Here is a 9,982-nt window from a genome sequence, read left to right as displayed (position 1 = left end):
GAGGGCCTCATCGACGAAGCGTTCGGCGGTGCACTGCCGCACCCCGGCCACCACCGCGTAGGAGGCGGCGACCTGGCACAGCGGATCGTAGAGCCGCGTGAACACATCACTGTTCCCGTCCCCGGCGGTGTCGGCGGTGGTGTTGGCATCGGCAGCAGCATTCGCCTCGGCGATCCGGTCACTGGCCAGGTCGTAGATCGCCCGATACCGATGCCACAGGACCAGACCGTGGAAGGAGTCGGCGCGAGCGGCGAAGATCATCATCGCCGCATCATCACGCCCAGCATCATCACACCCAGACCCTTCACCGCCCGCGGTGCTCTCAGCGCCTGCACTGCCCTCGATATGCCTGCCGTCCGCTGCCCGGCCGGCCGCTCCTACGGGCCGCGGGAGTCGGATCACCAACTCCTCATCGGTCACCGTCACCGACGGCTCCGCGAGCTCACCGGGCCCACGCAACACCGGACCCGGCCCGGGGTTGCCCGGTCCGGGCGGAAAGATCATCGTCGCGGTCATGGCACCCTCCCCGAAATTCCCGATGACGTTCGCCGTATCTCGAACTCATGTTCGATGATACTCGCGGGGTCCGACAATCCGGATCAGCCGTGGTGCACGGACATCGCACGCCAGCGTCGGTCGACGGCGAACTCGCGGAGCGCCACCGCCACCCCGCAGAACGCGAGGGCGGCGAAGCCGAAGCTGAGCATCCGCGCCGACCCGACGGTGTCCGGCCCGCCGAGCGCCACCAACAGCCCGGCGAGAGCCGATCCGCACGCGTTGGCGATGAGCTGGCTGGTGTTGAGCCCCGCCGACGCCTGCGCCGCCTGCGCATCGTCATCGGTGACCCGCATGCCCGCGGTGAACCAATGCGCCATCGCCATGCCGATCCCGCAGCCGCCGAAGAACAGCACGGCATACCACGACACGATCACGAGGACGGACGGATCGTCACGCTGCAGGATCCCGTACAGAATCAACCCGGTCCCCACGATGATCGGCCCCGCGAGGCGAACCGCCCGGCGCCCTCGATCGCTCTCGATTCCACTCGCCGAGATCGACGCGACCGTCCATCCCCACGAGATCGCGGCACCGAGAAAACCCGCCGCCAACGGCCCCAGGCCGCCGAGGCGCTGCCCGAACAGAGGCAGGAACGTCTCGACCGTCGACACCGCGGCGACCACGAGAATCGCCAGGTAGATCCAGCGCAGCGGCGACGCACCGTGGTAAGTCATCGCCGGCAGCACCCGCGACTCCGCGCGGCGCTCCCACCCGACGAACGCCGCCGCGCCGACCACCGCCGCCGCCATGAGCACCCAGGTGGCCGGACCGGTCACCAGCGACGCCACGCTCACCGCACCCACCGCCGCGGTGAGCAGGGCCAACGACACCCACGGGACACGACCGGCGTCGCCGGCCCCCGCCGTCTGCGCCGGCAACGCACGTGCGGTGATCGCGATGAGGGCCACCGCGAACGCCCCGAGCGCCGCAAACGCGCCGCGCCACAAACCGATCTGCGCGAAGAAGCCGCCGACCACCGGGCCGACGAAGTTCCCCACACCCCACATCGCCGACATCAGCGCGATGGATCGCTGCCACAGGTGCGCGGGCAGCACGAGACGGACCACCGAGAATCCGAGGCCGCCCAACAGTCCGGCGCCGAACCCCTGAAGGGCTCGCCCCACGAGCATCACCGTCATCGTCGGTGATGCCCCGGCGACCGCGGTCCCCACGGTGAACAGAGCGAACGCCAGCATGTAGGCGCGGCGGGCGCCGAACCGTGCCAGCCACCGACTGACCAGCATCGACGAGATGACCGAGACGACGAGGAACACCGTCATCGTCCAGGCGTACAGCTCCTGACCGCCGATGTCGGCCACCGCATTCGGCAGCAGCGACGTCGTCAGGTACACGTTCACCGCGAAGAGCGCGATCCCGCCCGCCATCACCGTCATGGCCGCGCGATGCTCGCGCCCCAGCAGTTCGCCCCAACTACTCATCACTCACAACTATTCACCGTTCACAGCCGTCTCCAGCTCCTGCGTCTCGTAACCGTCGGGCACGCGAGAACCGGTCGGTGCCACGGGGACCACCGACCGGTTCCGGACGACGGTCAGTCGAGGTCGTCGTGTCGGACGAGCTGCCGCGCAGCCTCCGCGACCGACCCCGACAGCGACGGGTACACCGAGAAGGTGTTCGCGACCTCCGAGACCTGCAGTTTGTTCTCCACTGCGAGGGCGATCGGCAGAATCAGCTCGGACGCGTTCGGCGCCACCACCACACCGCCGATGACCACGCCGGTCGCCGGCCGGCAGAAGATCTTGACGAAGCCGCGGCGCAGCCCGCTCATCTTGGCGCGCGGATTCGTCGACAACGGCAGCATCACCGTGCGCGCGGGGTACTCCCCCGCATCGATCGCCTTCTGGGAGACGCCGACGTTGGCGATCTCCGGCCGCGTGAAGATCGCCGACGCCACGGTCTTGAGTCGGATGGGGCTCACCCCCTCGCCGAGCGCGTGATACATCGCGATCCGGCCCTGCATCGCGGCCACCGACGCCAGCGGAAGGACGCCGGTGCAGTCGCCGGCCGCGTACACGCCCGGCACCGACGTCCGCGAGACGCGGTCGACGGTGATGTATCCGCCGCGGTCGGTGGTCACCCCCGCCTCGTCCAGACGCAGTCCGTCGGTGTTGGGCACCGAGCCGACCGTCATCAACACGTGACTGCCCGTGACCTCGTTGCCGTCGGCCAGGCGAACCGTCGCGCTCGTCGCATCGCGCGTCACCTCGTCGGCACGAGCGTGTTTGATGAGCGTGACACCGCGTTCGGAGAAGACGTCCTCGAGGACGCGGGCGGCGTCCTCGTCCTCGTGCGGCAGCACCCGGTCACGACTCGAGACCAGGGTGACCTTGACTCCCAGTTCGGTGTACGCGTGCGCGAACTCGGCGCCGGTGACACCCGAACCCACCACCACGAGATGGTCGGGAAGTTCATCGAGGTCGTACAGCTGACGCCAGGTGAGGATGCGTTCGCCGTCGGGCACCGCGGTCGGCAGGATCCGCGGGGAGGCGCCGGTCGCGATGAGCACGACGTCGGCGGCGAACTCCTCCTCGGTCCCGTCGGGGTGCGTCGCGATCACGGTGTGCGCGCCGACGCCCGGCTGGGTCTCGGCGAGTCGACCGCGCGCCGAGACGATCCGGACGCCCTCGCTGGTGAGGCGCGCGCGAATGTCGGAGGACTGTGCGAACGCCAGATCCTTCACCCGCTGGTGGATGCGCGGAAGGTCGATCGCCGACGAGTCGACGGACACGCGGACGCCCAGGTCCTGCGCACGTCGGACGTCGGTGCGGATTCCGGTCGACGCGATGAACGTCTTCGACGGGACGCAATCCCACAGCACACACGCACCGCCGGCACCGTCGGAGTCGATCATCGTGATGTCGGCGCCGTACGCCGCACCGGCGAGCGCCGCCTCGTACCCGGCCGGCCCGCTCCCGATGATCACGATCTTCGCCACAGTCCACACTCCTCGTCGACGTCCTACGGTCCTGTCCGTTGACAAACCTATCTGCTGCGACCGGGCCGTGCCCGTCGGACCGTGGGTTCTCGCCGCGGGACCAGGTGGTGTTTCCCCGGTGATGCCGACCGAATAGTCTGGGCGGGTGCCGATCTACGCCGCGTACGCCTCCAACATGGATCCCGCTCAGATGCTCGAGCGGGCTCCCCACTCCCCGATGGCGTCGACCGGCTGGCTCCGCGGGTGGCGGCTGACGTTCGCCGGCGACGACCTGGGCTGGGAGGGCGCGCTGGCCACGGTCACCGAAGATCGCGACGATCCGGACGCCATGGTGTTCGTCGTGCTCTACGACGTGACCGGCGAGGACGAGAAGAACCTGGACCGTTGGGAGGGCACCGAGCTCGGGGTCCACCGCAAGATCCGGGCTCGCGTCGAGACCGCCGACGGTCCGGTCCTCGCATGGCTCTACGTGATCGACGGATACGAGGGCGGGCTGCCGTCGGCGCGATATCTCGGGGTGATGGCCGACGCCGCCGAAGTGGCCGGCGCGCCGGCCGACTACGTGGAGCAGCTTCGCCTTCACGAGGCCCGCAATGTGGGTCCCGGCCCCGACGAACCCCTCGACGACGGCTTCTGACTCCCGCGGCTTCTGACTCGCGCGGCTTCTGACTCCCGCCGGTTCCGGCTGGGCGGTCGAATCCGTCGGCCGACGGTCAGTCCAGTTCGCCGCCGAGCACGGCGCCGGCCAGCGTGGCGACGCCGATGCCCAGGGCACGCTCATCGATGTCGAAGTCGGGAGCGTGCAGATCGCATCGGGGTCCCACCCCGCTCCAGACACCCAACCGGGCCATCGCGCCGGGCACGCTCTCCAGATACCACGCGAAGTCCTCGCCGCCGGGCGACTGCGGGGTGTCGACGGCCGCCGCCGGACCGATCGCCTCGACGCTGCGGCGCAGCATCGCGATGCTGGTCTCGTCGTTGACGACCGGCGGGACCCCGCGCACGTAGGTCAGGTCGTAGGTCACGCCCAGCGGGGCGACGAGTTGCCCGATGGTGCTGCGCACCAACGGTTCCAAGTCCTGCCACACATCGCGGTCGCCGGTGCGGACCGTGCCGCGCAGGCGGCCCTCCTGGGGGATCGCGTTCGGGGCGTCGCCGGAGTGCGCCGCACCCCACGCCATCACCGTGCCCGACCGCGGATCGACCCGGCGCGACAGGATGCCGGGCAGCCCGGTGATCACCGTTCCCATCGCGTACACCAGGTCGGCCGTCAGGTGCGGGCGCGACGAGTGTCCGCCGGGGCCCCGCAGGTGGACCTCGACGCGGTCGGCCGCCGAGGTGAGGGCCCCGGCCCGCAACCCGACGGTCCCCGCAGCGAGGTGCGGATCGCAGTGCAACGCGAAGATCCGGGTCAGCCCGTCCATCGCGCCGGCGTCGATCGCATCGAGCGCACCGCCGGGCATCACCTCCTCGGCGGCCTGGAACAGCAGGCGGACGCCGAACGGGAGCTCCCCGCGGTCGGCGGCCTCCGCCAGGAGCAGACCGGCGCCGAGGAGGATCGCCGTGTGCGCATCGTGTCCGCAGGAATGCGAGACCCCCTCCACCCGCGAGGTGAAGGGCAGCCCGGTCTGTTCGGGGACCGGCAGACCGTCGAGATCGCAGCGCAGACCGATGCGCGGCGCATCGACCGGGCCGAAATCGCAGACCACGCCCGTCCCCGTCGGCAGGATCTGCGGGGTCAATCCGGCGGCCGCCAGGATCGCGACCACTTTGGCGGTGGTCGCGTACTCGGCTTTCGACAGTTCGGGCTCGGCGTGGATCTCCCGCCGCCACGTCACCACGCGGTGAAGGTTGTCGGCCAGCCAGGCGTCGATCGCCGGGAGACTCACAGCAGCGAGTCCGGGGTCTTCGCGGCGAGGTCGGCCAGGAGTGCCTGACGCAGTCCGCGCTTGATCGTGCCGAGGTTCTCGCCGGCCAACGGAGCACGCTCGCGGGCCACCTCGCGAGCGCGGTCGAGGAGACGCTCCGACTCCACGGCCTCCTCGACGATGCCCGCGGTGACCGCGTCGGCGCCGCCGTAACGGCGGCTGGTCAGCATCGCCTCCGTGGCGGTCGCGTCGGGGACGCGGGTGCGGATGAGGGCCGCCATCCCGCGCGGGAACGGCATGTTCAGGGCGGCTTCGGGGAGCGACCAGAATCCGCGGTCGGACCGCATGATCCGGTGGTCGGCGCACAACGCGAGCATCGCGCCCGCCCCGAACGCGTGCCCCTGCACCGCGGCGACGGTCGGCACCGCGACGGTCAGCAGTTTCGCGTACAGGGCGTGGACGGCGTCGAGGTACGGCGGCAGCGACGCGCCGGAGAAGATGTAGTCGGTGTCGAGTCCGTTGGTGAAGAACTTCCCGGTCGCGGTGACGATCAGCGGCCGCCCCGCGGCGCCCGCCTCGTCGATGAGCCCGGACACCGTGTCCATCCAGTCGGGCGAGAAACGGTTCTCCGGGTTCGTCTCGTCGAGCTCCATGCCCTCGGTACCCAGGTACAGCTCGGCGACGTCATCGGTGAGAGTCAAGTACGGCATGGCAGAAACCTTAGCGCCGGGCGTCTCCCGAGGAGCAGTCGAGGTCACGACGATTTAAGGTTGGGGCATGGACCCGTCAGTCGATCCGGCTGCGGCAGCCGCCGCAGCAGCAGCCGCCGTCGCCACCGAAACCTCCTGCCCCCGACACGATGTGGCCGTCATTCTCGGGTCGGGCTGGGCACCGGCGGCCGACGCCCTCGGCGCCGCGGACAGCGAGGTGCCGATGACGGCGCTGCCCGGCTTCGCGGCGCCCTCGGCACAGGGCCATGCGGGCACGGTGCGGTCGCTGCGGATCGGCGACACCCGCGTCCTGGTGATGTTGGGACGCGTCCACGCCTACGAGGGGCACCCGCTCGCGCGGGTGGTCCACGCGGTCCGCACGGCGGCCGCGGCCGGCGTCCACACCGCGGTCGTCACCAACGCGGCGGGCGGTATCCGCCCCGATCTGCGAGTCGGCACGCCCGTCCTGATCTCCGACCAGATCAACCTCACCGGGCGGTCGCCGCTCGACGGCGCCCAGTTCGTCGACATGGTCGACGCCTACAGTCCCGCATTGCGGGAGGCGGCACGGCGCGTCGACGCCGGTCTCGTCGACGGCGTCTACGCGGGACTCGCGGGTCCGCAGTACGAGACTCCCGCCGAGATCCGGATGTTGGCCGCGATCGGTGCCGATCTCGTCGGCATGTCGACGGTCCACGAGACCATCGCGGCGCGCGCCGCGGGACTCTCGGTCCTCGGGTTGTCGTTGGTGACGAACGAGGCCGCCGGCATCACCGGCGATCCGCTCGATCACTCCGAGGTGCTCGCGGTCGGCCGTGCATCGGCCGCGCGGATGGGCGGACTGCTCCGCGCGGTGATCGCCGAACTCCCCGCGCGGTGACCGCCATGCTGACGTTCGGCACCGCGGGGTTGCGGGGGCCGGTGCGCGAGGGGCCGGGCGGCATGAACGTCGAGACCGTCACCCGCGCCACCGCCGGTCTGGCGGATTGGCTCGCCGCCAGCGGCGCAGCGGGTGCACCCGTGGTGGTGGGCCGTGACGCCCGGCACGGATCACCGGAGTTCGCCGCCGCGACGCGGGAGGTGTTCGCCGCCCGCGGCTTCGACGTCATCGCACTGCCCGATCCCGGCCCCACCCCGCTGGTGGCGTTCGCCGTTCGACGTCTGCGGGCCGCGGCGGGGGTGATGATCACCGCGTCGCACAACCCGCCGTCCGACAACGGCTACAAGGTCTACCTCGGCGCACTGGGATCGGCGGCCGGCGGATCAGACACCGTCGGGGCCCAGTTGGTGTCGCCGGCAGACAGGGAGATCGAGGCCGCGATCCGTGCCGTGGGGTCGCGGATCGATCGACGTCCGGTGGATCCCGACTCCCGCGCCCGCGACGTCGTCGGGGCGTACCTCGACCGGTTGACCGAGCATTTCGGCGACGCCCCCCGCGGTGGGGTCCGCATCGCGCTGACGGCGATGCACGGGGTGGGCGGCGCCCTGGCGGTGGAGGCGCTGCACCGCAGCGGCTTCGACGACGTGCACGTGGTCGCCGAGCAGTTCCACCCCGATCCGGACTTCCCGACCGTGGCGTTTCCGAACCCGGAGGAGCCGGGGGCCACCGATCTGCTGCTCGCGGTGGCCGACGACGTGGACGCCGACCTCGCGATCGCCCTCGACCCGGACGCCGACCGGTGCGCACTGGGTGTCCGCGACGGCGACGGGATGCGCATGCTCACCGGCGACGAGACCGGTGCGCTGCTGGGTACGTGGCTGCTGTCCCGAACCGCTCCCGTCCACGCGTCCCGGCCGGTGGTGGCGAGTTCGTTGGTGTCGGGCACGCTCCTGCACGAGGCCGCCGGACGGCTCGGCGCCGACGCCCGCCGAACGCTCACCGGGTTCAAGTGGCTCGTCCGTGCGGGCGAACCCCTGGTGTACGCCTACGAGGAGGCTCTGGGGCACTGCGTGGATCCCGATGCGGTCCGCGACAAGGACGGGATCTCCGCTGCCGTCGCCTGCGCCCATCTGGCCGCGCAGTGGGTCGATCACGGTGGGCCGGCCGCGGCGCTCGACGATCTGCAGCGTCGGGTCGGCGTGCATGTGACCGCCCAGCGGGCCCTGCGCCTGGAGCGGCCCGCGGAGATCGCCGCGCTCATGGCGGGATTGCGCGATGCTCCACCCGCCGTGCTCGCGGGCTTCCCGGTACGGGCCACCGACTACGCGATCCGCGACGACGGTCTGCGCACCGACGCCGTGGAGTTCACCGGGCGGCGGGCCGACGGCGTCGCGCTCCGCGTGATCGCCCGTCCCAGCGGTACGGAGGCCAAGCTGAAGTACTACGGACAGCTGACCGTCGAGGTGTCCCGGGGTACCGTCGGCCAGACGCGGGCCGAGCTCACCGGCGTACTCGATGCCGTTCTCGCCGATCTGCCCGCGACCGGAGATCGACAGGAGGGCGACCGGTGAGTGGACAGCAGTTTCCGAGTGGGCACCAGTACTCGGGCGGGCACCAGTATCCCGGCGGACCGCGTCGGCCGTCACCGTGGACGTCGCCTGCCGTGCTGATCGCGGTGATCGCGGGGCTGGTGGTCCTGGGCGGCGGGACGGCCGGTGCCGTCATCTACGTGAACCATTCGAATTCGTCGACGGAGGCCGACTCCTCCGACACCGCGGCCCCGTCCGATGACGGTGACCGGCCGCAACCGGCGCCCGCTCCGGACGACTCGTCCGACCGGCCCCCGATCGACGACTCCCCCGCCCCGAATCCACCGCCTGCCCCGAACCCGCCGGGCCGGACCATTCCGGTGAGCGGCGCCGACGTCCACGGCTTCTCCGGCGGCCCCCGGTGCAACGGCGACGACGTCGCCGTGTTCATCGGCACGACGGGTCGGTCGAAGGTCGTCGTGTGTCAGGTCGGCAGCCAACGCGGCCGCAACTATTACAAGAGCACCGCGGACGGTGACGCGTCCCCCGAGATCCAGTACCCGGCGCGCAGCGGCGACACGTTCGTCGCGACGAACGGCAACACCGACTACATCGTGTCCACCAGCGTCCTGCGGATCCGAGTCGACGGCAAGGTGGTCCAGACCGAGCCGATGGTCCAGTCCTGGGTCGACTGAGCCGGCCGGCTGGACACCGGCTGGGGACTCAGCGCGGCCCGTACTGTCTGTCGCCCGCGTCGCCGAGGCCGGGGACGATGAACTTGTCGTCGTTGAGCCGGTCGTCGACGGCGCCGATGATCAGCCGCAGCCGGTGGCCCGACCGTTCGAGGGCGGCGATGCCCTCGGGGGCGCCCACCACGCAGACGGCCGTGAGGTCGGTGGCACCGCGGCGCGCCAGCAGGTCGAGGGTCGCCACCAGTGATCCGCCGGTGGCGAGCATCGGATCGAGGACGCAGACGCTGACGCCCGTCAGGTCGGCGGGCAGGGAGGCCAGGTATTCGACGGGCTCGGCCGTCTGTTCGTCGCGCGCCATCCCGACCAGGCCGACGCCCGATCCGGGGACGGCGTCGAGGGCGGCGTCGAGCATGCCGAGTCCTGCGCGCAGGACGGGGACGAACAGGGGCGGCGACGTCAGCCGCGTGCCCGGCGCGGAGGCGACCGGCGTCTGGACGGTGGTCGGCTCCTCCTCGGCGTCGGCGCAGGCCTCGTAGACGAGCATCTGCGACAACCGCGCCAGCGCATCGCGGAAGGCGGCATTGGAGGTCGACTCGTCGCGCAGGACGGTGAGCCAGGCGCGGGTGAGCGGGTGATCGACGACGCGGATCGAGAGGTGCGAGTCGGGGGTGGACCGGGTGTCGCTGTCGGGCATGGGGCAATCCTAGGCCGCCTGCGGACACGCCGGTGGGACGCGCCGGAACCGATCGGGAGGCGGCTGCGTCCAACTGATATGAGCACCCACACCGG

At 71.2% G+C, this 9,982-nt stretch carries 9 protein-coding genes and 1 pseudogene; 4 read left to right on the top strand and 6 right to left on the bottom strand.

What is annotated here, in order from left to right; translation table 11 throughout:
- The 3 genes and pseudogenes from G528_RS18505 to G528_RS0114315 all read right to left on the bottom strand — a co-directional run.
- Window positions 1-516, bottom strand: a pseudogene (locus G528_RS18505) (hypothetical protein); the annotation flags it as partial.
- An 83-nt stretch (window positions 517-599) separates the two neighbouring features.
- On the bottom strand, window positions 600-1,997 hold the full coding sequence (locus G528_RS0114320; RefSeq protein ID WP_026919565.1) for an MFS transporter: 1,398 nt from the start codon (window positions 1,995-1,997) through the stop codon (window positions 600-602).
- A gap of 113 nt (window positions 1,998-2,110) precedes the next feature.
- Window positions 2,111-3,514 (bottom strand): NAD(P)H-quinone dehydrogenase, encoded by a 1,404-nt coding sequence (locus G528_RS0114315; RefSeq protein ID WP_026919564.1) that lies wholly within the window; start codon window positions 3,512-3,514, stop codon window positions 2,111-2,113.
- A gap of 145 nt (window positions 3,515-3,659) precedes the next feature.
- Between G528_RS0114315 and G528_RS0114310 the strand changes: the two genes are divergently transcribed.
- Window positions 3,660-4,151, top strand: a complete 492-nt coding sequence (locus G528_RS0114310; protein WP_026919563.1) for a gamma-glutamylcyclotransferase family protein — start codon at window positions 3,660-3,662, stop codon at window positions 4,149-4,151.
- Window positions 4,152-4,227: 76 nt separating this feature from the next.
- Here G528_RS0114310 and G528_RS0114305 read toward each other — a convergent pair whose 3' ends face one another.
- Complete coding sequence (locus G528_RS0114305) at window positions 4,228-5,403, bottom strand: amidohydrolase (RefSeq protein WP_026919562.1); 1,176 nt, start codon at window positions 5,401-5,403, stop codon at window positions 4,228-4,230.
- Window positions 5,400-6,092: an enoyl-CoA hydratase/isomerase family protein gene (locus G528_RS0114300; RefSeq protein ID WP_026919561.1), complete on the bottom strand. Its 693-nt coding sequence runs from the start codon at window positions 6,090-6,092 to the stop codon at window positions 5,400-5,402. The genes G528_RS0114305 and G528_RS0114300 overlap by 4 nt, the downstream gene beginning before the upstream one ends.
- Before the next feature lie 67 nt (window positions 6,093-6,159).
- Between G528_RS0114300 and G528_RS0114295 the strand changes: the two genes are divergently transcribed.
- Genes G528_RS0114295 through G528_RS0114285 form a run of 3 tightly spaced genes read left to right on the top strand, consistent with a single transcriptional unit; the run spans window position 6,160 to window position 9,196 of the window.
- Entirely contained in the window at window positions 6,160-6,972 is an 813-nt protein-coding gene (locus tag G528_RS0114295; protein ID WP_026919560.1) for a purine-nucleoside phosphorylase, read from the top strand.
- A 5-nt stretch (window positions 6,973-6,977) separates the two neighbouring features.
- Entirely contained in the window at window positions 6,978-8,543 is a 1,566-nt protein-coding gene (locus tag G528_RS17700) for a phospho-sugar mutase (protein ID WP_035720205.1), read from the top strand.
- Window positions 8,540-9,196, top strand: coding sequence for a hypothetical protein (locus tag G528_RS0114285; protein ID WP_026919559.1), 657 nt, complete (start codon window positions 8,540-8,542; stop codon window positions 9,194-9,196). Before G528_RS17700 ends, G528_RS0114285 begins: the two co-directional genes overlap by 4 nt.
- A gap of 28 nt (window positions 9,197-9,224) precedes the next feature.
- Here the strand turns inward: G528_RS0114285 and upp are convergent, their stop codons facing one another.
- Window positions 9,225-9,887 (bottom strand): uracil phosphoribosyltransferase, encoded by a 663-nt coding sequence (gene upp, locus G528_RS0114280; RefSeq protein ID WP_051198862.1) that lies wholly within the window; start codon window positions 9,885-9,887, stop codon window positions 9,225-9,227.
- Window positions 9,888-9,982 lie beyond the last annotated feature (95 nt).

The sequence above is a fragment of the Gordonia shandongensis DSM 45094 genome (genome assembly GCF_000423025.1).
Taxonomy (GTDB): domain Bacteria; phylum Actinomycetota; class Actinomycetes; order Mycobacteriales; family Mycobacteriaceae; genus Gordonia; species Gordonia shandongensis.
This window is presented reverse-complemented; position numbering and strand designations above follow the sequence as displayed.

Excerpts from the sequence above, each read along its gene's own strand:
- G528_RS0114320 (WP_026919565.1), bottom strand. The coding sequence starts at position 1,997 with ATGAGTAGTTGGGGCGAACTGCTGGGGCGCGAGCATCGCGCGGCCATG.
- G528_RS0114300 (WP_026919561.1), bottom strand. The coding sequence starts at position 6,092 with ATGCCGTACTTGACTCTCACCGATGACGTCGCCGAGCTGTACCTGGGT.
- G528_RS0114295 (WP_026919560.1), top strand. The coding sequence starts at position 6,160 with ATGGACCCGTCAGTCGATCCGGCTGCGGCAGCCGCCGCAGCAGCAGCC.
- upp (WP_051198862.1), bottom strand. The coding sequence starts at position 9,887 with ATGCCCGACAGCGACACCCGGTCCACCCCCGACTCGCACCTCTCGATC.
- G528_RS17700 (WP_035720205.1), top strand. The coding sequence starts at position 6,978 with ATGCTGACGTTCGGCACCGCGGGGTTGCGGGGGCCGGTGCGCGAGGGG.